Here is a 20,396-nt window from a genome sequence, read left to right as displayed (position 1 = left end):
GCCCCCGTTCAGGATCCCACTCAGGCGGCCGACCCCCCGCCGGCGTCTCCATGCCGTCGACGCGGACCAGGAGGCTGTTGCCGTCGACGTTCGTCGCGTCGACGACGCCGGAGAGCCGCAGCCCGGTGGCGGGCGTCGGCCCGACGGTCACGTGATCGCCCGCGTCGAAGGGGCCGACCGGGCCGCGGATCACGAGTTCGGCGCGACACAGCTCCGGATTTGCGACGCTCGACAGGTCTATCTCCGCGACGGTGACGTCCTCGACGGGGTCGCCCTCGCGCTCGACCGGCGTCGTCGCGGCGTCCTCTAAGCGCTCGATGCCGAGCGTGTCGTACGCCTCGTCGGTCGGGATGTAGCCGCCGTCGGGCCCGGCAACGCCCTTGACGAGCCCGAGCGTGCTGAGGCTCCCCATGCGGTTCCGCACCGTTCCCGGATTGCGGTCGATCGCGTCGGCGATCTCGCGGCCCTGTACCGGCGCCTCCCGGCCCTCGGAGAGGTTCACGAGCGCGGTGAGCACGCGTTCCTGACTCGAACTCAGCTGGATGCGTGACATGGACAAATCGAACTCTATCTAACTAATAAATGTTCGTATATAATCACATTATATGCTTAGAACGATTATTCTGTGACTAATTTCTATTCAAACGTACTCAAATTGGGCGTGTTATTTTGGGAGACGAGTTATTCCTTCGTTCAGCGGCATCGAAGTTCAAGTATATTAGATTATTCCGATTCTAATCGCACGTACATCGTGCTTCACGAGTAACTCTACTCCACTCAGCCGTAACTGTACCAATTCCTTATACGATCCACACCGCAAGTATTTACCAGCGCAAACGGAAGCGGCGGCCGACTGATGACGATCCAACGCGACGCTCGCGAACGCCCGCAGAGACGCACCCGCGCTCCCTCACGAGCCGTCGGCGGACAGGCCCGTCGGCGGACGATTCGGACGGGGCGGACGGCCCGCGCCGGAGGAGGAGATGGCTGACCCGGAGTCGGCGTTCGATTCGGACGGGGCCGCCGCCGAGCGTTCGGCGGGAGGGGCGGTGTCGAACCACGAGCGAGACGCCGCCAGTTCTCACTCCCTTCCCGCCTCGCTGCTCCCGGACCGGGATCCCGCGGTCGAACGCGACCGAGTCCGGTCGTTCGTCGCCGACCGGGTCGCCGCCGCGGGCGCCGACGGCGTGGTCGTGAACATGAGTGGCGGGCTCGACTCGACGGTGACGGCGGCGCTCGCGGTCGAAGCGCTCGGCGCTGACCGCGTGTACGGGCTGATACTTCCGTGTAACAAGATCGGCGCGCCGCACGCCCGCGACGCCGAGGCGCTCGCGGAGGCGCTGGGTATCGACCACGACACGGTCCACCTTCAGCCGCTGTTCGCGCAGTTCGGCGCCGTCGCCCCGGACCGCTTCGACCTCCATGACGAGCCGGTCCGGTCCGGCAACGCCGTCGCGCGGCTCCGGATGGCCGTCGCCTACCTCGCTGCCAACGCGACGAACCGCCTCGTCTGCGGCACCGCGAACCGGAGCGAGCTCCTCCTGGGCTACCTGACGAAACACGGCGACGGCGCGGCAGACCTGTTCCCGCTGGGCCACCTCTACAAGACGGACGTCCGGGGGCTCGCGGCCGAGCTTGACGTGCCGGAGTTCGTCGTCGAGAAGGCGCCGACCGCGGGGTTCCTGCCGGGGCAGCGCGACGCGGACGACCTCGGCGCCCCCTACGAGGTCATCGACCCGGTCCTCCACCTCGGCGTTGACCGCGGGCTGGACCCGGAGGCGGTCGTCGAGCGGATCGAGGGAGCCGACGCCGACCTCGATGTCGACCGCGAACTCGTCGCGGACCTGCTCGGACGCCACCGCGCGACGGCCCACAAGCGGCTTCCGCCGCCGACGCCGGACGCGGACGTGGAGTGACCGGGCGGGCGGTCGCTCCGCCCTGCGGCCGCTCCGCGACCGCCCCGCTCAGTCCCAGTCGGCCGGCCAGAGGTCGGCCGCGCGCATCCCGGTCTCGAAGTCGGCCTCGCGGAACGCGGCCGCGAGCTCGTCGCGGTCCAGCCGCGGAAGGTCGCGCTCGGGCGCCGCGAACTCGGCGACGAGCAGCGCGATCAGCATCGCGTGTTCGCGGACGTTCCGGTCGTCGACCTTGTCACGGGTGTCCGCGTGGGTGTGGCCCCACCCTCGCCCGCGGTCGCCCGAGTCGCTGTGGAGCTGGAGCGCCGGCACGCCGCGGCGCACGAACGGCCACTGGTCGGAGAACGGGTGCGGCTGCGCGTCGACCGCGATCGGCTGGCGCGTCGCGGTCGACACTGCCTCTGCGACCGACGCGGCCGCCGTGGAGGCGTGCGCGAGCGCGACCAGGTCGCGGAACCGTCCCGCGCCGTCGACGTTGACCACGCCCTTCACGCGATTGAGGTCGAGGCGGTCCGCGAGGTGCTCCGCGCCGAGTAGTCCCACCTCCTCCGCACCGACTGCGACGACGTCGACGCCGAGGGGGAGGTCCGCGTCGGCGAGGATCTCGGCCGCGGTCGCGACCGTCGCGATCCCGCAGCCGTTGTCGAGCGCGCCCTCCGCGATGTCGTGGGCGTCGTAGTGGGCGAGCAGGAGGACTCGCTCGTCGGTGTCGGGGCCTGCTCTCCCGATCACGTTGCGGCTCTCGCCCGGCGTCGTCGACGCTTCGACCGACAGTTCAGCCTGTGCGACCGGTTCGGAGTCCGGGCTGGCTGAATCGCCCCCGACCGCGTACTCGCGGAGCCACGCGCCGGTCTCCTTCGAGACGCCGACCGCGACCGCCTCGGCCTCCTCGCCGAACGTGAGCGATCCGGTGGGCGGCAGCTGCCCGTCGAGGTGGTTGACGAACACGAAGCCGACGGCGCCGGCGTCGATCGCGTAGCCGAACTTCTCCATGCGGTGGACGAACCGCCCGCCCTCGGGGGTGGTGGTCGAGGCGACCGCGATCCGCCCCTCCACGTCGCGCTCGTCGATCTCTCTCGGGGTGCCGTACCCCACGTCGACGAGCTCGCCCGCGACGCTTCCTGACGGCGAGTACGGGAGCGCCAGCGCCTCGAACGAGCGCGTCGCCGGCTCGCCGTCCCGCCCCGAGACGGTCACGTCGAGCGACGCCGACCCGCGCTCCCACGCGGGCAGGTCGAACGGCTCCGTGCGCACGTCCGCGAGCCCCGCCCGCTCGAAGGCGTCGGCGACGAGGCTGGCGGCCCGGCGCTCACCCTCGCTGCCGGCCATGCGACTCCCGATCGCCGTGAGGTCGGTGAGGAAGCGCCACGGCTCGTCGTCGGTCCAGGTCGCGCCGAGCGCGGGCGCGAGGTCGGCCGCGCGCTCTCGCACGCGATCGACCGTGTCTGCGGCGTCCGTTCGCGTTGCGTCCGCTGCGTCGTCGGTCATGGCCGTGCCTTCGTCGGCGGCCGCTTAATCGTGTGGCTCGCGGCACTCGGCGTCGGTGGTCGGGGTCCGCCGAAACGCTACGTTCAAGTGGGACGGTCGGGTACCTCGAATCGAGCACCGTTGGTCCAGTGGTAGGACATTAGCTTCCCAAGCTAATAGCCCGGGTTCAATTCCCGGACGGTGCATTTCTCGAACGCAGTGAGAGAAATCACCGGACGGAATTGAACCCTATCAGTCGCGCGCAGCGAGTGAAACGAGCGAGCACGTCTGATTTCGGTTCAATTCCCGGACGGTGCACTTCCTTCGGTCGTGCCCCGTCCGTTGTCCCGTTCGCTCCGTCGCCGGCGCTTTGCGCCGGCTTCCAGAGGGACCGTAGGTCCCTCGCCGCTCACGGGACTCCCGGACGGTGTATTTCTGCGACGATCAGCTCGCAAGCGCCGGCGCTCGCCGAAGACAGAGGACCCACTCTTATACTGTCTGGATGGTGACCGGACGCTATGGCAGACGTACAGCGATATCGGGACCGACTGCTGATCGAAATCATCGCCGAGAAGCTCGGTTTCGGGCGGCTATCGGACACGCTCACCGGCGGAGACGTCTATCCGCCGTATCTGCTCGTCGCGGTCGGACTGTTCGTCGAGTACGGGCTGTTCGACGTGTACAACTTCCTCGTGTCGGGGAAAAGCTCCTTTTTCGTACAGCCGAACTCGCTCGCCATCCCCGCGATGACGGTCCTCGGCGTGTTCGGGCTCCGGTACATCCACGAGAGCTACGCCGACGCGATGATCGCGCTCGGTATCGACGACGAACACGTCGACATCGACGCGTCGATGCGGCGGCAGTTCGAGGGGCTCGTCTCCCTCCGGACGCGGACGGCGGCCTACGTCGTCGCCCTCGTCGCCTTCTACGCCTTCGGGGCGTTCGTGCTCGGATTCCCGCGTCTCATCGAAACGGACGGGATCGGCCTCGTCTTGTACGCACAGGCGGTCTCGTTCCCGCTCATCACGATCCCGATCTTGGTTGAGCTCGGGGTGTCCTACGTCGCCGTTCACCTCGCTGTCCCACGCCGGCTCGCCAAGGCGGACTTCGGACTCTTCTACTACGACCCCCGGAACCTCGGCGGGTTCGAACCGGTCGGAGAGCTCCTCAAACGCTCGTATTACATCTATACGGGGGTCCTGCTGTTGTGGTTTCTCCAGACCCACATCCCGGTCATCCTCTCGCAGTACCTCTCGTCGCCGTATCCGGCTCCCGGGCCGGGTTTCCAAGCGGTTCTCTCGGCCGTCTGGTTCGTCGGCGTGCTGACGATCGGGTACTCGATGTACAGGGTCCACGCAATCATGAAGAGCAAAAAGCGAGCGAAGATCCGATCGCTGGAACGGGAGCTTAAGCGGTCGGTGAGCGACCCGTTCGACGCCACGCTCACGGATATTGAGAACAGGGAGCAGTACGAGAACGCACAGGAGACGCTCGCGCACGTCGAAAGCACCGGAACGTATCCGACGACGTTCGCCATGTGGTCGCAGATATTCGTCAGCGTCCTACTTCCGCAGGCGTTGAACTTGGTCGTTCAGCTCCCCGGATAGGTTCGGAGCCGCCCGCGGCCCGCGAGGGCTCAGAAGATGTTCGCCTGATCGTACACGGAGATCCCGGTGTCGGTGATGTCGTACGGCTTCGTCTCGCGGGAGTGGTTCGCGTCGCGGATCTTCTGGATCTCGACGGCGAGGCGGGTCTCGCGGAAGTCCGACCCGCGGACGTACTGGAGGACGAAGACGGCGTCGGTGAGGTACTCGACGATGCCGTGCCGGGAGGCGTACGGCGTCTCCTCGCTCGCCTCGGAGGTGAGCAGCGTCGTGACGCCCGACTCCTTCAGCGAGCGCGTGAACCCGAACACCTCAGAGCGTCGCTTCGCGGGGTGGTCGTACATCATCTCCAAGAGGGAGACGGAGTCGAGCACCAGCCGGTCCGCGTCGAACTCAGCGATGAGCCGGACGAGGTCGTTTCGGATCGACGACAGCGAGTTGGCCATCTCGATGGGGTCGATGGCGACGACCGCGAGGCGGTCCTCCGCCGCGTGCTCGCGGAACGACCACCCCTTCTCGGTCGCCGTGTCGAGAATCGACTCGCGGGTCTGTTCAAGCGTGATGTAGATCCCCTTCTCGCCCGATTCGAGCGCGTGGTTGAGAAACTGGAGCGCGAACGTCGTCTTCCCGGTGCCGGCCCCGCCGATGACCGACAGCAGCGACCGGCTGGGGACGCCGCCGAGGATCATGTCGTCGAGCCCCTCGATCCCGATGTCGGTCCGCTCGATTTCGGACTCGAACTCGTCGGGGTCGACGTCGAAGTCGGTCGTCCCGCCGGCGTCCGCGTCGCCGCCGAACTCACCGAATCCGAAGTCGTCGTCGTCTCCGCCCGTACTCCCGCGGTAGCCGCCGAACGGATCGCCGCCACCGCCCGCCGCTCCACCGTCACCGGCGCCGCTTGACCGGCCGTCGGACCCGCCACCACTCCGACTCCCGCCGAAGGGGTCGTCCGCGCCGAACGGGTCCGTCGCGCCGCCGTCGCCGCCAGCGTCGAGGTCGTCGGTACCCGCTTCATCGCCGCCGAAGGGGTCGTCTTCGCCGAAGGAGTCGAACCCGGAGTCGGCGTCGACGTCGCCGAACGCGTCCGCCGGAATGCCACCGCTCGCCGCGTCGTCGCCGCCGAATTCACCGTCGCCGAACTCGCCTCCGTCGGACTCGTCGCCCTCCCCGGCGTCGCCGGCGAAGGGGTCTCCGTCGCCCGCCTCGGCGCCCGTCTCGTCGCCGGCACCGCCGAACGGGTCGGCCGGTTCGGCGTCGTCGCTCGCGGCCTCCGTTTCCCCCGCAGGGTCGTCCGCACTGGCTTCCGAGTCGTCCGCGTCGCCATCCGGATCGGCGGACCCGTCTTCCGCACCGTCTGAACCGCCCTCCACGCCATCGGACCCGCCCTCTGCACCGCCCACCGGCGGCTCGTCGGACTCCTCGTCGGTCTCGCGCAGCGCGCGCTCGAACCAGTCGTCCTCCTCGCTCATCGTTTCCGCCGCCCGTGGGGGGTCGACATGGACCGAGCAACGCGGCCGAGCGGCTTGAAACTTTCCGGCGAGGTTTCAGGTCTCGGGAACCCGGTGCCGCCCGATGTCCGCACGCTTTTATCCGGGGCTCGGGATGGATTCCGCATGGAAGTGGGCATCGTGGCGCGAAAGGGAAGCGAGCGGGCGGCGTCGCTCGCGGCGACCCTCCGAGACGTCGTCGTCGACGCGGGCGAGAGCGTTTGGCTGGACGAGGAGACCGCTGCCGCGCTCGACGCCGGCGACGACGCCCGACCGGTCGACGCGTTCGGCGACTGCGACCTCGTCGTCGCGGTCGGCGGCGACGGGACGTTCCTGTTCGTCGCGCGCAACGCGGGCGACACCCCGATCGTCGGGGTGAACCTCGGCGAGGTGGGCTTTCTCAACGCCGTCCCGCCGGCGGACGCCGCGACCGCGCTCCGCGCCGAGATCCGGGCGTTCCGCAACGGCGGCTTAGACGTCCGCGAGGCGCCGCGGCTCACCGCGAGCACCGGCGACTGGACCTCGACGCCGGCCGCGAACGAGGTGGTCGTCCAAGGCGACCGGCGCGGCCCGGGTGGCGGGATCGACTACGAGGTGCGCGTCGACGGGTCCCGGTACGCTGGCGGCCACGCCGACGGGGTCCTCGTGGCCACGCCGACCGGGTCGACCGCGTACAACCTCTCCGAGCGCGGGCCCCTCGTCCACCCCGAGGTCGGGGGGTTAGTCGTCAACGAGATGGTCGCCGAGGAGGGGATGCCGCCGCTCGTGGTGGACGCCGACGCGACGGTCACCGTCTCGGTCGCGGACGACGCGGGCGCGACGGTCGTCAGCGACGGCCGCGACACCGAGACCCTCGACGGGCCGGTTGAGGTGACAGTCGAGCGCGCCGCGCCGCCGATACGCATTGCCGGCCCGCCCTCGGACTTCTTCGAGGCGCTCGGAAAGCTGTCGTGAGCCGGACGCGCAGACCTTCGGCTCCCGCTCGAACGCACCCACAAAGCGTTTACCGGGCGCCCGCGGACCGGCGAGCGTGAATCGCCGGTCGACGCTCGGGCGGTACGCGGTCGCGGGCGCCGTCGTCGCCGCGCTGGCGGCGCTCGCGCTCGCGGTCTCCCCCGAGGGGGCGCTCTCGCGGCTCCGCTGGCTCGCGACCGATCCGCTCCGGTTCGGGGTCGCCGTCGTCGCGCTCGCCGCCGTGCGGCCCCTGCTCGCGTGGCCGACGACCCTCCTCGCCGTCGCCGTCGGCTTCGGGTACGGCTGGGTCGGGGCGCCGTTCGCGCTCGCGCTCGTCGTCGGCACCGCCCTCCCGCCGTACGCGCTCGCTCGGGCGGGGCGGCTCCGAATTCGCGACGGTTCCGAGACGGGCGAGGAGCCGGGCATCGCAGACCGGTTCTGCCGGGCCGGCGAGCGCTTCGCGGCGGAGTCCGGCAGCGTGCGCGCCGTGGCCGGGACCCGCCTGCTGCCGCTCCCCTCCGACGCTGTGACGGCCGGGGCCGCGGCCGCCGGCGTCGGGGTCCGGCCGTTCCTGGTCGGCACGGCGCTGGGCGAGTTGCCGTGGGTCCTCGCCGGGGTCGCGGTCGGCGTCTCGCTCGACCGACTCGCGGCGAGCGGCGGGTCGCTCGTCGACCCGACCGTGATCCTCGGGATGGCCGCGGTCGGCGCGCTGGTCCTCGCCGGACCGCTCTATCGGACGTTCGTGCGGCCGGACGCGGCGACCGCCTGACTCCTCGCGGTATGAAAAGGCCGAAAGGCGAACGGATCGGAGAAAGCGGAGACCGCCCGAACGCGTCGTCGTACGGGCGATCGTGCGGGTCGTGTGCCTCTGACGGCGTCTGCCTCGGATCGGGGACCGACCGCAACGGCGCGCGCATTCCCCCGGTCCCCGAATCCCGGGAACCGACCCAGCCCTGACCCCGAAGCCGCGGCGCGGGCCGCGCTCGCTCCGCGCGAGCGACGGGTGCGGCCGCGACTCCAACGGGGGACCGGGGGACTGCGGCGTCGCTACGAGTCGTCGGTCTCGTTGTCGCCGCTCGATCCGTCGTCGTCCGAGTCCGACGACTCCTCGTACTCCACCTCGATGCCACTCGGTACCGGTCGGAGGAGGTAGCGGCCGTTCCCGCGCAGCACCGGCGCGAAGTCCGCGGTGAACGTCGTCCGCGTGTTCTCCCGGATCTCGAACGCTTCGTTGAACTTCAGCGGCGCGTTGCCCGGGAGGTCGACGGTCGCGTCGCTCCCGTCGGTGAGCGTCCCGTCCGCCGACGACACGTCGATCTGGAGGTACGGGTACTCCCCCGTCTGGAGCTCGCGCTCGTCGATCAGCTGCGTCTCGCCGTTCTGGAGTTCGACGAGGTCGGCCTCTTGGGCCTCGTCGAACTCGAAGTACTCGCGGCCGGCGTCCTCCTCGTCGTCGGCCTCGTCGCCCGCGTCCGTCTCGTTGCCGTCGGCAGTCTCGTTGTCGCCAGCGTCGTCGCCGCCATCGTCCGTGTCGGTCTCGTTGCCGTCGGCGTCCTCGCTGTCCGGCTCGGCGCCCTCCGGCCCGAGCCAGAACCCCTCGACGGTGACGACGAGCGACTCGAAGTCGCCGATGTCGGCCGGCTGGTCGGTGACCCGCGTCGCGAGCGTCCCGCTCGCCCGGCCGACGCAGCCGGCCAGGCCGGCCGCGCCGAGCGCGGCGGCGCCGGTCGCACGGAGGTACGTTCGGCGGTCGAGCGCGAGGCGGTCGGACGTGCGGTCCGTCACGTTACGCCCCCTCCTCGTCGGTGTCGGTTCCGTCGTCTGCGTCGCCCTCGCCGGCGCCGTTCCCGGCGACCTCGCTCACGGTCTCGCCGAGGTCGTCGACGCCGCCGTCGAGGAACTCGTTCACGCTATCGAGGACCCCGCCGACGAAGTCCGGCACCTGGTCCGGGAGGTCGCTCGGTGGGCCCGCGTCGCCCGAGGCGTTGTCCGGGCCGGGCGTCGCCGCGACGGCACCGGCGGCCGCGCCGGTCCCGATCAGTACCACCGTGGCCAGCGCCACGAGCAGCGTCGTTCGGAGTGCGTTCATAGCAACTTCCCCTCGGGGCCCGACTCCCTTTAATGACGCAAGCCGTTCAGCCGAATTACGCCCAATTTAATTCGGTTTAACGGGCGTGAGAGACTTTGAAACCCGAATCTCGTCAGATCGGCAGGCATCTTATAAAAGACGGCGAACGCCGAGCGGTTCGATTGTCGCTCGCGCGACGGAATTGGATCCCGACCGCGCAGCCGCGCATCGGGGAGCGGACGGAACGAGCCTCGACGGTCCGGATCGGTTCGGTCCCGCTACGGCTCCAGCCGGTTCGGGTCGCGCGGGAACATGATCGCCTCCTTGATGTTGTCGAGGTCGGCGACCTTCTGGACGAGGCGGTCGATGCCGAGCCCGTAGCCGCCGTGCGGGGGCGTGCCGTAGCTCAGCGCCTCGATGTAGAACTCGAAGTTCGCGGTCTCGACGCCCTCCTCCTCCATGACCTCGACCATGCGCTCGACGTCGTGCTCGCGCTGGCCGCCCGAGGAGAGCTCCTGTCCTTTATATATCAGGTCGAACTTCCGGGAGGCGATCTCGTCGTCGGGCACGTCCTGCATGTAGTAGAACTTCTCGTCGGGGTAGCCGACGACGAAGAACGCCGGGTGTCCCTGCTCCTCGAAGTGCTCGCCGAGCAGCTTCTCCCCTTTCGTGTCGAGGTCGGTCGGGTCGTCCGGGAAGTGGCCGTACTCGGTTTCGAGGATGTCGAGCGCCTCGTCGAAGGTGATCCGCGGGAAGTCCTCTTCGGGCACGTCAAGGTCGACGTCGAGCAGGTCGAGCTCGCGCTCGGCGTTCTCCGCGACCTCGCTGAGCGCGTAGCGCAGCGACTCCTCTTGGACGTCCATCACGTCGTCCTCGTCGTCGATGTACGCCAGCTCCACGTCGAACATCGCGATCTCGGAGACGTGGCGAGAAGTGGCGAAGTCCTCGGCGCGGAACGCGGTGCCCGTCTCGTAGACGGCCTCGTACCCCGACGCCATCAGCATCTGCTTGTACAGCTGGGGGCTCTGCGAGAGGAACGCGTCCTGGTTGTAGTAGAGGATCGGGAACAGCTCGGCGCCGCCCTCGGCGCCGCCCTTCGAGATCAGGGGCGTCTTGATGTCGACGTACCCCTCGTCTTCGAACCACTCCTCCATCGCGGTGATGAGCTCCGAGCGCAGGGTGAACACCGCGAGCGTCTCCGGCTTGCGGAGGTCGAGCGCGCGGTTGTCGAGCCGGGTCGAGAGGTCGACCTCGATGTCCTTCGAGATTTCGAGGGGGAGCGGGGAGTCGGCCTCGTCGATGACCTCGTACTCGGTGGGCGCGATCTCGACGCCGCCGGGCGCCTGGTCGCTCTCCAGCGGCTCGCCGACGACGCGGACCACGTCCTCGGCGCCCACGTCCTGGACGGCCTCGAACAGCTCGGGCTCGCGCTCCTCCTTGAAAACGATCTGGATGAGCCCCTCGCGGTCGCGCACGATGAGGAAGACGAGGCCTCCCAGGTCGCGGATCTCGTGGACGTGGCCGGCGATGGCGACCTCGTCCGCGTCCGGTTCGACGTCCGACGTGTGAATTCGCTCGATCATGACGGTGGCTGCTTACGCGCAACTGGTCGGGCGTTCGGCATAGGCCTGTCGTCTCGGCGTCGACGGAACGGCTCGCCCGCGGCCGCTCCGGCGGATTCTCGGGGACTTCCGGGCCGAATTCACCGTGGCATGTGGTCGCATAACTAACATAATTTTAATACGAAACCGATACAGGAGGCTGATAACGGCGCTTCCCGCGCCGCGGATCCCGACCATGACCCGTTCCACCACCTCGACGCTCGGCCGGTCCGCGAGCGTCGCGTTCCTCGGGTGGATCGGGATCGGGTATTCGGCTCCGAACCCACGGTCCGTCCGCCCGACCGCGTGACGCGCGTCGGCTGGGGAGCTTTCCCCGCGGGACGGACCATCTCCCGTTCTCTCCAGCCGCCGCTGTCCGTCATGCGCGTCGAGTGAGACGACCGTCACCCTCGCGAGCGTCGCCGTCGGCGACCCCCGTCGTCGCCGGCGCGGCGTTCGAGGACGCGGATCGGTCGCCTCCCGGGGTCGGCCCGGGACGCCGACCGGCCGCCCCGCGTTCGACTCGCGGCGAGGGCGTATGGCGGCAGCCATCCACACGCCGTCGGTCGAGGCCACGGTGACCGTCCGCGTCTCGCAGGCGGCCGCCGGCGACCTCGTCGCCGGCGCCAGAGCACAGATCGAGCGAATCGACGGCCTCAGCGTCGAGGAGCTTGAAATCGCCGGCCTCCGGCCCGGCCTCAACGACACCACGGTCGAGGCGGTCGCCACCCTCGCGGTCGACGAGGAGGCGGTTCGGGCGGCCGAGCTCGGCGCGGACGAGGCGGTCGTCGCTGACCGCGTCCGGGAGCGCCTCGCCGACGGGTTCGGCGTCGACCCCGAGCGCGTCGAGCGAGTCGACCCGCCCGACTGACGGGGCGGGGGCTCGGTCTTCCGAACCTAACCGTCGTCGAGCCGCTCCCGCACGTCGGCCTCGGCGCGCCGGAGCACCTCCCGGATCGGGAGGCCCGTCGCCTCGGCGACCGCGGCCGCGTCGTCGTACTCCGCGCTGACGTCGTACACCTCCCCATCCGTCGTCGAGGCGACCTTCACGGCCACCTTGTGGTCGACGCCGTCGACCCGGAGCGTCGCCGTCTCGAACTCGCGCTCGGCGATCCAGCGGTGGGTCGCGCCCGACTGGCGCACCCCGAGCGTCCCGGTCTCCCGGGCGAGCCGCTCGGCGACCGCCTCGGCGTCCGCCGGCTTACAGATGACCTTCACGAGGTGGCCCGGGCGGGATTTCTTCATCGTCGTCGGAACGATCGTCACGTCTCGCGCGCCGGCACGCGAGAGGGTCTCCTGAAGCCCGCCGAGGACCTCCGGCGCGGCGTCGTCGAGGTTCGTCTCCAGGACGGCGATGTCGTCGCGGACGAGGCTGCCGCCTGCGGTTCGTTCCCGCGCGGTCTCGCTCGCTGACGGTCCCCCGTCGCCGACGAGCGCGCGGAGGACGTTCGGGTGGCGCTCGAACTCGGCGTCGCCCGCGCCGTAGCCAGCGCGCTCGACCGCCAGATCCGGGACCGCGTCGACGTCGTCGGCGACCGCTCCGAGGATCGCGGCGCCCGTGGGGGTGAGCAGTTCGCGGTCGATCGGCCCGCCGACGATCCGGAAGTCGGCGCGGCTCGCGATCTCGGTCGTCGCCGGGGCCGGAACCGGGTACGTCCCGTGGCTCATCTCGACCGTGCCGCCCCCGGCAGCGACCGGCGTGGTGAGAACGCGGTCGGGATCGAGGTCCGCGAGCAGCAGCGCGGCGCCGACCACGTCGGCGATCGCGTCGTCCGCGCCCACCTCGTGGAAGTGCGTGTCGTCGAGGTCGGTGCCGTGGACCGACGCCTCGGCGCGGCCGAGCAGTTCGAAGGCGTCGAGCGCGGTCGACTCGACCGCGTCGGGGAGCCCCATCGACTCGACGAGATCGATCACCTCGCGGTAGGAGCGGTGGACGCCGGCGCCCTCGGCGTGGGTGTCGTCTTGGGCGGCCTCCGTCTCGTGGTCGTGGCCGTGACTGTGGTCGTGGTTGTGACCGTGGTCGTGGTCATGCGTGTGATCGTGGCCGTGATCGTGACCGTGGCTGTCGTCCGCGCCTGTCTCGACCGCTCCGTCGTCCTCGCCGTCGACGAGGACGTCGACCGTGGTCGCCCGAATCCCGTTCTTCTCCGTCTCTCCGACCTCGTATCGTATCGGGAGGGCGTCGCTGACGGGGGCGAGGACGTCGGGGTCGGCGCCGGCCGCGATCAGCGCGGCGCAGATCATGTCGCCGGCGGCGCCGGTCCGACCGTCGAAGACGAGCGTTCGCATGGTGCTCCCGAGGCGACTGGCGGACAAATACCTCGGGATTGACGCCGCCGAATCAGTCGGATATTCGTTTATAACTGTCCGGCCAGTAGCTGTTTATCATTTATAAATGAATAACGCCGCTGCGCTAAACACCACCGAGGCCTCGGTCGCTCATTTATCAACCGATGATTACGAATCGACGGAGAACATCTCCAAAGCCCCAGCCGCGAGGGCTCGCGCGACTCGCTGCGCTCCTCAGTCAGTCGCTACCGCTCCTTCCCTGCGGTGCTTGCGTCGTCGTGCTTCGCCCTCGCGGCTGCCCCTTTGATTCCCACCCCGCACGGCACCGCAACCGCACCTCACGCCTCCCCAGCCTCGCCGCTCGCTCGGGGCTCCCTTCGGTCGCCCACATCGCTCGCGGCGTCCCTCGCGCGTGCTGACTCGCGGCCACCGGTGGCGGCCGCTCGCAGGCACGCGCCACCGCAAATTGTCGTTGCTATTTATAAACGCTACTCGCCGGTCGCGAACAGGTACAGCTCGCCGACGACGATGAACGCGACGACCGCGAGCGGAACGGCGAGGAAGCCACCGATATCGAGGGCGTACAGCGCGGCGCCGACGAGCGCACCGGCCACGAGGAAGGCAAGCCGGGAGAGCAGCGACCGCATCGGGTCGGAGAGGGACTCGAACACGTCTGATAGTCGCCTCGCAGGGACAAAAGGCGCCCGTCGCGACAACGCGCGAGTCGACGGCGAAAAGGCACGCTTACGACGAGGTTTTAAGAGCGGGCTTCGTATCGTGCTATATGATAACACAACATTCCGCGGGCGCTAGTCGCTCGGTGCGAAGCGGCGGCGCCGGGACGGGCAACAGGCTTATTCCCGGACCGGGTCCAGATACGACCATCCCCCGCGAGGAACCATGAACGAAGTCCAACTCGAAGTGGCGAAGGCGTACCCGAACGACTCGGGGCGCGGCATCGCCCGACTCGACCCCGACACCCTGCTGCACCTGAAGCTCTCGCCCGGCGACATCATCGAGATCGAGGGCGCGGAGACGACCGCCGCGAAGGTCTGGCGCGCCGACCGCCAGGACTGGAACACCGACACCGTCCGCGTGGACGGGTTCACCCGACAGAACGCGGACGTCGGCATCGGCGAGCGCGTCACCATCCGGAAGGCGGAGGCGGAGAAGGCCGACAAGCTCGTGCTGGCCCCACCCGAGGAGGCGTCGGTCCAGTTCGGCTCCGACGCCGCCGGCATGGTGAAACGCCAGATCCTCAAGCGCCCGGTCGTCGAGCGCGACATCGTCCCCGTGATGTCGTCGACGAACCACCCGTTCATGCGGTCGCCCGGGCAGGCGATCCCGCTGATCGCGGTCGAAACGGAGCCGGACGGCGTCTGTCTCATCACCGAGGACACCGAGGTCGAGCTTCGCGAGGAGCCGATCTCCGGGTTCGAGAAGACCGGCGGCGGAATTACGTACGAGGACATCGGCGGGCTCCAGTCGGAGATCCAGCGCGTCCGCGAGATGGTCGAGCTGCCGATGAAACACCCGCAGATCTTCTCGAAGCTCGGCATCGAGCCGCCGCAGGGCGTCCTGCTCCACGGCCCGCCGGGCACCGGGAAGACGCTGCTCGCGAAGGCCGTCGCCAACGAGACCTCGGCGTCGTTCTTCTCGATCGCCGGCCCGGAGATCATCTCGAAGTACTACGGCGAGTCCGAACAGCAGCTCCGGGAGATCTTCGAGGATGCCAAAGAGGAGTCGCCCTCGATCATCTTCATCGACGAGCTCGACTCGATCGCGCCGAAGCGCGAGGACGTGACTGGCGAGGTCGAGCGCCGCGTCGTCGCCCAGCTGCTGACGATGATGGACGGGTTAGAGACCCGCGGACAGGTGATCGTCATCGGGGCGACGAACCGCGTCGACAGCGTCGACCCCGCGCTCCGCCGGCCGGGTCGCTTCGACCGCGAGATCGAGATCGGCGTCCCCGACGAGGTGGGCCGCAAGGAGATCCTCCAGATCCACACCCGCGGGATGCCGCTCTCCGACGACGTGAGCCTCGATCACCTCGCGGACGAGACGCACGGGTTCGTCGGCGCCGACATCGAGAGCCTCACCAAGGAGGCGGCGATGAAGGCGCTCCGGCGCTACCTCCCCGAGATCGATCTCGACGAGGAGGAGGTACCCCCGAGCCTCATCGACCGGATGATAGTCAAGCGCGACGACTTCTCGGGCGCCCTCAACGAGGTCGAGCCGTCGGCGATGCGCGAGGTGCTCGTCGAGCTGCCGAAGATCTCGTGGGACAACGTCGGCGGGCTCGAGGACGCCAAACAGCAGGTCCAGGAGTCGGTGGAGTGGCCGCTCACCTCGCCGGAGAAGTTCGACCGGATGGGCGTCGACGCGCCGAAGGGCGTGCTGCTGTACGGCCCGCCCGGCACCGGGAAGACGCTGATGGCGAAGGCGGTCGCCAACGAGACGAACGCGAACTTCATCTCGGTCAGGGGGCCGCAGCTGCTCTCGAAGTGGGTCGGGGAGTCGGAGAAGGCGATCCGGCAGACCTTCCGGAAGGCCCGGCAGGTGAGCCCGACGATCATCTTCTTCGACGAGCTCGACAGCCTCGCGCCCTCGCGCGGGCAGGAGATGGGGAACAACGTCTCGGAGCGCGTCGTCAACCAGCTCCTCACCGAACTGGACGGCCTCGAGGACATGGGCGACGTGATGGTGATCGGCGCCACCAACCGCCCGGACATGATCGACCCGGCGCTGCTGCGCTCGGGGCGGTTCGACCGTCTCGTGATGATCGGCCAGCCCGACCAGGAGGGCCGCGAGCAGATCCTCGACATCCACACCCGGGACACGCCGCTCGCGCCCGACGTGAGCCTCCGCGAGGTCGCCGAGATCACCGACGGCTACGTCGGCTCCGACCTCGAGGGGATCGCCCGCGAGGCCGCCATCGAGGCGCTGCGCGACGACGACGACGCCGAGGAGGTCGAGATGAAGCACTTCCGGCGCGCGATGGAGTCGGTGCGCCCGACGATCAACGACGACATCCTCGCGTACTACGAGGACGTCAAAGAGCAGTTCAAGGGCGGCGGCGGCGAGTCGCTCCGCGACACCGGCGGTCGGATCGGCTTCCAGTGAGCGCCTGAGTTTCGGGCCGCGGATCGCCCCGCGCCGCTCAGACCCGCCGCGACCGACCGCTTTTGCGTTCCCGCCTCGAAGGAGCGACCGGTATGTCCGACGACGTGACCGTCGACGTGGAGGTCGAGGTGGAGGTCGACCGGGACGAACTGGAGATCGAACGCGAGGACGCCGAGGTGGTCGAAGCGACCTACGAGGCGAACGGGATCGAGATCGAGGTCGAGGCCGAAGTGGAGACGCACGGCGGCGAGAGCGACGAGGGTGAAGACGACGAGAACGCGCCCGAAGCCGACGACGACGAAAGCGGCTACGAGGATCTCGAGTAGCGAACCTCGCCGTTCCCGCTCCCCCGCACCGACCCGTTCCGCTCCTTTTAACCTCGACAGCGACCAAGCGGAGCTATGTCTCAGCCCCGCGTCCCCGGCGGCGACGAGAACGCGCTGGAGCTACCCTGCGGGGAGACGATCGGCGCCGGCGACCTGGACCTCGGGATGCGCGAGTACGAGTGCGACTGCGGCGAGACCCACGCGGTCGTGATGGACGTCCATCCCCCGAGCGGTTCCTCCCGGACTTCCTCGTCGAGGTCCTCCGCGAGGCGATCGAGACCACGAGCGAGGAGATGCCGGAGTTCGACACGCCGCACCTGCTGGGCGTCGTCTTAGAGGAGTTCCCCGAGGCGGTCGTTTCCCACGACGCCAGCGAGAACGCCGACGTGGGGTACGCGATGGTCTGGGTGACCGAGTTCGACTCCCGCCGGCTCCACGAGATCGTCGTCGAGCTCGTCGTCGAGCTGATGGAACACGCCGTCAGCCACGCCGACGACGACGAGGCGCTGTCGGCGTTCGAACAGGAGATGGTCGAGTTCGACGTGAGCGAGTTCGTCGAGCAGTACCGGGCGGAGCGCGACCTCGAAGCCGAAGACCCGTACGCGTAAACTACCCCACCCTACTCCCTCGGCGCTCCGCGCCTCGGTCCTTGAGGGTGGGGCTTTGATGTGGACTCCCGGCAATCAGTCACCGGCAGTAGGCCGGTGACTCTCGCCGTTCAACGTCCCACCATTTATACGCAGGTCTACTTCTGCGTCTCCGCTCCCCGACTTGGGCGAGGAACGGAGTCTGTGTATCCGCTTTCGAGCGTATCGTAGCCCGATGTTCTTCGCACCGTTGTAGTCCGCGTTCACCTCGTAGCCGCACTTCTGGCACTCGAAGTGTTCCCCGTGGCGGTTGTCCTCGTGCGTGAACCCACAGTCCGTTCGAGAACAGCGTTGGGACGTGTGGTTCGGCGCGACTTGCTCCACGGAAACGCCCTGCTCGGGCGCTTTGTAGGAGACGTACTCGTAGAGGCGACGGAACGCCCACACGTGGTGCCACTTCGCCTGTGGGAGCCGCTCTCGAATGTCGGTTAACTCCTCGAACACAACAACGTCGCAGTCGTGTTCGACGGCTTCCGCGACAAGTTCGTTGGCGACGGTGTGGATGTACTGTTTCCGCCATGCTTCCTCACGCTTCCCGAGGCGAAGCAGGGCGTCGTGCGCGGCTTGTGTCCCGCGCTGTTGCATCTCACCACGTCGCTTCTCGAACTCCCGAGTCCAATGGTCGTAATCGTCGCCTTGCCAGAACGTGCCGGTCGAAGAGACCGCGAGACTGTTGACGCCGAGGTCGATACCGAGGACCGTTTGGTCGGGGTGCCCGGTATCTGCCGAAACCGCTGCGTCACCGTCTATCCGCCGAGTCGAGAGTTGGATGTAGAACTCGTCGTCCACTGCGTCGTATCGAACCGTACTCTCGCGGAACTCGTAGTCGTCGGAGAGAACGTACCGTTCGTAAGGCGTCGGGCTGTCCGCCGGGAGAACGAACGACGGTTCGACCCGGCCCTCAACAGTTGCCAGCGACACCTTGTTGCGGTAGAAGGTCGCGCTCCGCGCGTCGTAGTCCATTGTCTCGGCGGTGAACGTCGGGCAAGAGACACGCTGTCCCTTCTTCCACCGTTCGACACACGCTTTGACGGCTTCGACGGCGCGTTTGATGGCGGCTTGGACGAGCTGTGCCTGTAGGTCCGTCTCCTCTCGAAGTTCGGAGTAGAGCGCGTCACGAACCTCTCGCTTGTTGGTCTTGCACTTGGTGTAGGAGGTGTCGGACCAACAGTAGTCGGCGGTTCGGTTCGCGCAGTACAGGTATTGGTCGGCGGTTCGGTGGAGTGCGTCGCGTTGCTCGTCGGAAAGGTCGAGTTTCACGACGGCAGTTCGACGCACCTCCATGACTTCAGAGAGTATTCGACGGTACTTGAATATATGGGAGCCGGTCGGTCGCAGTATGCCGGTTGTGTCGTACCATGTCGGTTTCCTCTCCGGCCTACTCGCTCACTTCGTTCGCTCCTTGAGGCCGGAGGCTCCACCTTGAATTACGCTGAGCGAAACCCGGCTCCGTTCCCGTCGCGTCTCGGCAAACGGCTCAAACGGCCGAAAACAACCGCGAGAGAAATCGTGTCAGACAACCGTCCGACTCCTGTCTCACTGAACCCTATATGTTCGGAGACCCTACGTAAGACGTATGAGCGCCGGCGAATACGACCGGTTCGACCGGATCCGCGGCGTGCTCGCCGAGGCCGACGAGCCGCTGACGGCGCGGGAGATCCTCGCCCTGGTCGAGGAGTGTGACGACTGCGAGGAGATCGACAGCCCGCACCGAGTCGCCACCGTGTTGGGGCGGCGGGCCGAGCGCGGCGAGGTCGAGGTCATTTCGGGCCAGCCGTACCGGTACCGGATCGAAACCTGAGGGCGGCCGGCGTCCGGGAGGCCTCCGTCCGTGTCGAGGGGGCGGTGTGCGGTCGGCCGGCGACGGTCCGCGAGATTTCTACGGCGTGACGATCAGGTCGAACCGATAGACTCCGTCTCGGTACTCGACGACGACGTTCCGGAAGTCGACGCGGTCGTCGTAGCTCTCGATCGGTTCGAGGTCCTCGGCGATGCCGAGCGCGTCGAGGGCCTCGTCGAGGTTGGCCGACGGCGGCGCGCCCTCCTCGTAGCGGCGCGGGTCCTCGGCGATCGCGTCGTCCAACACCCCGCGAGCGCCGTCCGAGAGCCCGACGGCGTCGAGGTCGCGCTCGACGATCGCGTCTCGCGCGTACTCGGTGAATCCGCCCGGCGAGGCGGCGATCTCGTCGATTGCGTACGTCCACTCCGGAACGTCGACGGTCCGCCGCTCCGTGACGGCTCGGAAGAATTCGTCGCTGTACTCCACGAACTCGAACGGCGGCGACGGGACGAGCGCGCTGGCGTCGGCGTCGAGCCCGTGGTGGAACTCGACGGTCTGGAGCTCGTCGAACTCCGGGTCTCCGAGGAAGCCGTCGTTGCCCGCGTACACGGCGTCAAGCGCCGCGTCGAGCACGCGCTCGTCCTGCTCGGAGAGGTCGAAGGGCGGTTCCGCGACCGCCGCGCCGTCGGGCGGCGTCTCGTCGACCCGGTCGACCGCGAAGTGCCAGCGCTCGCGTTCGAGGACGCGCTCGTCGGTGATCCGGACCTCGTAGAAGGTCCCGTCGCGTTCGAGGAACGTCGGCCGCGGTCGCGTCTCGGTCCCCCACTGGTCGCGGCCGACGAGCGGCCACTGTCTGACGGTTACCGTCCCGGTTTCGAACAGCTCGGAGAGGAACGCAGTCTTGGCCTCGGTCGTGAAGTCGACGCGGGTGGTGGCGTCGATGACCGTTGGGTCGGGCCACAGGTAGGGGGGTCCGATCGACGACAGGTCCAGTTCGTCGGCGATGAGCGCGTACGCGTCGAGGTCGGCGGGGCTGAGACAGCCGGCCGTCGCGGCGGTCGCGCCGGCGACGCCGAGCAGTTGGAGGGCGCGGCGGCGGGAACAGGGCATATCAGTCCCCGATTTTCTGACATCTCG

General features: G+C 68.6%; 17 protein-coding genes, 1 tRNA gene and 2 pseudogenes. 10 read left to right on the top strand and 10 right to left on the bottom strand.

Annotated features, from left to right (window positions below; translation table 11 throughout):
• Nucleotides 1-31: 31 nt before the first annotated feature.
• Nucleotides 32-553, bottom strand: a pseudogene (locus J7656_RS07420) (Rrf2 family transcriptional regulator); the annotation flags it as partial.
• A gap of 430 nt (nt 554-983) precedes the next feature.
• On the opposite strand from J7656_RS07420, the gene nadE reads away from it, so the two are divergent.
• On the top strand, nt 984-1,916 hold the full coding sequence (gene nadE, locus J7656_RS07415) for an NAD(+) synthase (RefSeq protein WP_017344668.1): 933 nt from the start codon (nt 984-986) through the stop codon (nt 1,914-1,916).
• A gap of 48 nt (nt 1,917-1,964) precedes the next feature.
• On the opposite strand, the gene J7656_RS07410 is transcribed toward nadE, so the two are convergent.
• Nucleotides 1,965-3,401: a M28 family metallopeptidase gene (locus J7656_RS07410; protein ID WP_017344667.1), complete on the bottom strand. Its 1,437-nt coding sequence runs from the start codon at nt 3,399-3,401 to the stop codon at nt 1,965-1,967.
• Between the two features lie 114 nt (nt 3,402-3,515).
• Here J7656_RS07410 and J7656_RS07405 point away from each other — a divergent pair.
• Both J7656_RS07405 and J7656_RS07400 read left to right on the top strand, forming a co-directional pair.
• Nucleotides 3,516-3,586, top strand: a tRNA-Gly gene (locus J7656_RS07405).
• 312 nt (nt 3,587-3,898) lie between these two features.
• A complete protein-coding gene (locus J7656_RS07400) occupies nt 3,899-4,987 on the top strand; it encodes a hypothetical protein (RefSeq protein WP_017344666.1) in 1,089 nt (362 codons plus the stop codon).
• A 29-nt stretch (nt 4,988-5,016) separates the two neighbouring features.
• On the opposite strand, the gene J7656_RS07395 is transcribed toward J7656_RS07400, so the two are convergent.
• Complete coding sequence (locus J7656_RS07395; RefSeq protein WP_017344665.1) at nt 5,017-6,453, bottom strand: KaiC domain-containing protein; 1,437 nt, start codon at nt 6,451-6,453, stop codon at nt 5,017-5,019.
• A gap of 144 nt (nt 6,454-6,597) precedes the next feature.
• On the opposite strand from J7656_RS07395, the gene J7656_RS07390 reads away from it, so the two are divergent.
• Both J7656_RS07390 and J7656_RS07385 read left to right on the top strand, forming a co-directional pair.
• Nucleotides 6,598-7,425 (top strand): NAD(+)/NADH kinase, encoded by an 828-nt coding sequence (locus tag J7656_RS07390; protein ID WP_017344664.1) that lies wholly within the window; start codon nt 6,598-6,600, stop codon nt 7,423-7,425.
• Nucleotides 7,426-7,501: 76 nt separating this feature from the next.
• Entirely contained in the window at nt 7,502-8,194 is a 693-nt protein-coding gene (locus J7656_RS07385; protein ID WP_017344663.1) for a VTT domain-containing protein, read from the top strand.
• 278 nt (nt 8,195-8,472) lie between these two features.
• Here the strand turns inward: J7656_RS07385 and J7656_RS07380 are convergent, their stop codons facing one another.
• The 3 genes from J7656_RS07380 to aspS form a co-directional block, all read right to left on the bottom strand.
• Entirely contained in the window at nt 8,473-9,210 is a 738-nt protein-coding gene (locus tag J7656_RS07380) for a DUF4382 domain-containing protein (RefSeq protein ID WP_017344662.1), read from the bottom strand.
• 1 nt (nt 9,211) lies between these two features.
• Nucleotides 9,212-9,514, bottom strand: coding sequence for a hypothetical protein (locus tag J7656_RS07375; protein WP_017344661.1), 303 nt, complete (start codon nt 9,512-9,514; stop codon nt 9,212-9,214).
• A 257-nt stretch (nt 9,515-9,771) separates the two neighbouring features.
• Nucleotides 9,772-11,076, bottom strand: coding sequence for an aspartate--tRNA(Asn) ligase (aspS, locus tag J7656_RS07370; protein ID WP_017344660.1), 1,305 nt, complete (start codon nt 11,074-11,076; stop codon nt 9,772-9,774).
• Nucleotides 11,077-11,632: 556 nt separating this feature from the next.
• On the opposite strand from aspS, the gene J7656_RS07365 reads away from it, so the two are divergent.
• Nucleotides 11,633-11,965, top strand: a complete 333-nt coding sequence (locus tag J7656_RS07365; RefSeq protein ID WP_017344658.1) for a hypothetical protein — start codon at nt 11,633-11,635, stop codon at nt 11,963-11,965.
• Between the two features lie 26 nt (nt 11,966-11,991).
• On the opposite strand, the gene larC is transcribed toward J7656_RS07365, so the two are convergent.
• On the bottom strand, nt 11,992-13,383 hold the full coding sequence (larC, locus tag J7656_RS07360; protein WP_017344657.1) for a nickel pincer cofactor biosynthesis protein LarC: 1,392 nt from the start codon (nt 13,381-13,383) through the stop codon (nt 11,992-11,994).
• Nucleotides 13,384-13,871: 488 nt separating this feature from the next.
• On the bottom strand, nt 13,872-14,054 hold the full coding sequence (locus tag J7656_RS07355; protein WP_017344656.1) for a hypothetical protein: 183 nt from the start codon (nt 14,052-14,054) through the stop codon (nt 13,872-13,874).
• A gap of 229 nt (nt 14,055-14,283) precedes the next feature.
• Here J7656_RS07355 and J7656_RS07350 point away from each other — a divergent pair, with 229 nt between their 5' ends.
• The 3 genes and pseudogenes from J7656_RS07350 to J7656_RS07340 all read left to right on the top strand — a co-directional run bounded on the left by J7656_RS07350 (nt 14,284) and on the right by J7656_RS07340 (nt 17,440).
• Nucleotides 14,284-16,506 carry a CDC48 family AAA ATPase gene (locus J7656_RS07350; RefSeq protein WP_211554517.1) on the top strand — a complete coding sequence of 741 codons (2,223 nt, stop codon included), beginning with the start codon at nt 14,284-14,286 and terminating at the stop codon, nt 16,504-16,506.
• 92 nt (nt 16,507-16,598) lie between these two features.
• Nucleotides 16,599-16,832 carry a hypothetical protein gene (locus J7656_RS07345; protein ID WP_017344654.1) on the top strand — a complete coding sequence of 78 codons (234 nt, stop codon included), beginning with the start codon at nt 16,599-16,601 and terminating at the stop codon, nt 16,830-16,832.
• A gap of 75 nt (nt 16,833-16,907) precedes the next feature.
• A pseudogene (locus J7656_RS07340) lies at nt 16,908-17,440 on the top strand (DUF5815 family protein).
• A gap of 75 nt (nt 17,441-17,515) precedes the next feature.
• On the opposite strand, the gene J7656_RS07335 reads toward J7656_RS07340, so the two are convergent.
• Nucleotides 17,516-18,763 (bottom strand): RNA-guided endonuclease InsQ/TnpB family protein, encoded by a 1,248-nt coding sequence (locus J7656_RS07335; RefSeq protein ID WP_211554515.1) that lies wholly within the window; start codon nt 18,761-18,763, stop codon nt 17,516-17,518.
• Between the two features lie 292 nt (nt 18,764-19,055).
• Between J7656_RS07335 and J7656_RS07330 the strand changes: the two genes are divergently transcribed.
• The gene (locus tag J7656_RS07330; protein WP_017344652.1) at nt 19,056-19,280 is read left to right on the top strand and encodes a hypothetical protein; all 225 of its coding nucleotides are present in this window, start codon (nt 19,056-19,058) and stop codon (nt 19,278-19,280) included.
• 78 nt (nt 19,281-19,358) lie between these two features.
• Here J7656_RS07330 and J7656_RS07325 read toward each other — a convergent pair whose 3' ends face one another.
• Nucleotides 19,359-20,369, bottom strand: coding sequence for a hypothetical protein (locus tag J7656_RS07325; RefSeq protein ID WP_211554514.1), 1,011 nt, complete (start codon nt 20,367-20,369; stop codon nt 19,359-19,361).
• Nucleotides 20,370-20,396 lie beyond the last annotated feature (27 nt).

This window comes from Halorubrum ruber, assembly GCF_018228765.1.
GTDB classification, from domain to species: Archaea; Halobacteriota; Halobacteria; order Halobacteriales; family Haloferacaceae; genus Halorubrum; species Halorubrum ruber.
This window is presented reverse-complemented; position numbering and strand designations above follow the sequence as displayed.

Coding starts and splice junctions, on each gene's coding strand:
- aspS (WP_017344660.1), bottom strand. CDS start 11,076: ATGATCGAGCGAATTCACACGTCGGACGTCGAACCGGACGCGGACGAG.
- J7656_RS07410 (WP_017344667.1), bottom strand. CDS start 3,401: ATGACCGACGACGCAGCGGACGCAACGCGAACGGACGCCGCAGACACG.
- J7656_RS07330 (WP_017344652.1), top strand. CDS start 19,056: ATGAGCGCCGGCGAATACGACCGGTTCGACCGGATCCGCGGCGTGCTC.
- J7656_RS07365 (WP_017344658.1), top strand. CDS start 11,633: ATGGCGGCAGCCATCCACACGCCGTCGGTCGAGGCCACGGTGACCGTC.
- J7656_RS07375 (WP_017344661.1), bottom strand. CDS start 9,514: ATGAACGCACTCCGAACGACGCTGCTCGTGGCGCTGGCCACGGTGGTA.
- J7656_RS07335 (WP_211554515.1), bottom strand. CDS start 18,763: ATGGAGGTGCGTCGAACTGCCGTCGTGAAACTCGACCTTTCCGACGAG.
- J7656_RS07395 (WP_017344665.1), bottom strand. CDS start 6,453: ATGAGCGAGGAGGACGACTGGTTCGAGCGCGCGCTGCGCGAGACCGAC.
- J7656_RS07325 (WP_211554514.1), bottom strand. CDS start 20,369: ATGCCCTGTTCCCGCCGCCGCGCCCTCCAACTGCTCGGCGTCGCCGGC.
- J7656_RS07350 (WP_211554517.1), top strand. CDS start 14,284: ATGAACGAAGTCCAACTCGAAGTGGCGAAGGCGTACCCGAACGACTCG.
- J7656_RS07400 (WP_017344666.1), top strand. CDS start 3,899: ATGGCAGACGTACAGCGATATCGGGACCGACTGCTGATCGAAATCATC.
- J7656_RS07390 (WP_017344664.1), top strand. CDS start 6,598: ATGGAAGTGGGCATCGTGGCGCGAAAGGGAAGCGAGCGGGCGGCGTCG.
- J7656_RS07345 (WP_017344654.1), top strand. CDS start 16,599: ATGTCCGACGACGTGACCGTCGACGTGGAGGTCGAGGTGGAGGTCGAC.
- larC (WP_017344657.1), bottom strand. CDS start 13,383: ATGCGAACGCTCGTCTTCGACGGTCGGACCGGCGCCGCCGGCGACATG.
- nadE (WP_017344668.1), top strand. CDS start 984: ATGGCTGACCCGGAGTCGGCGTTCGATTCGGACGGGGCCGCCGCCGAG.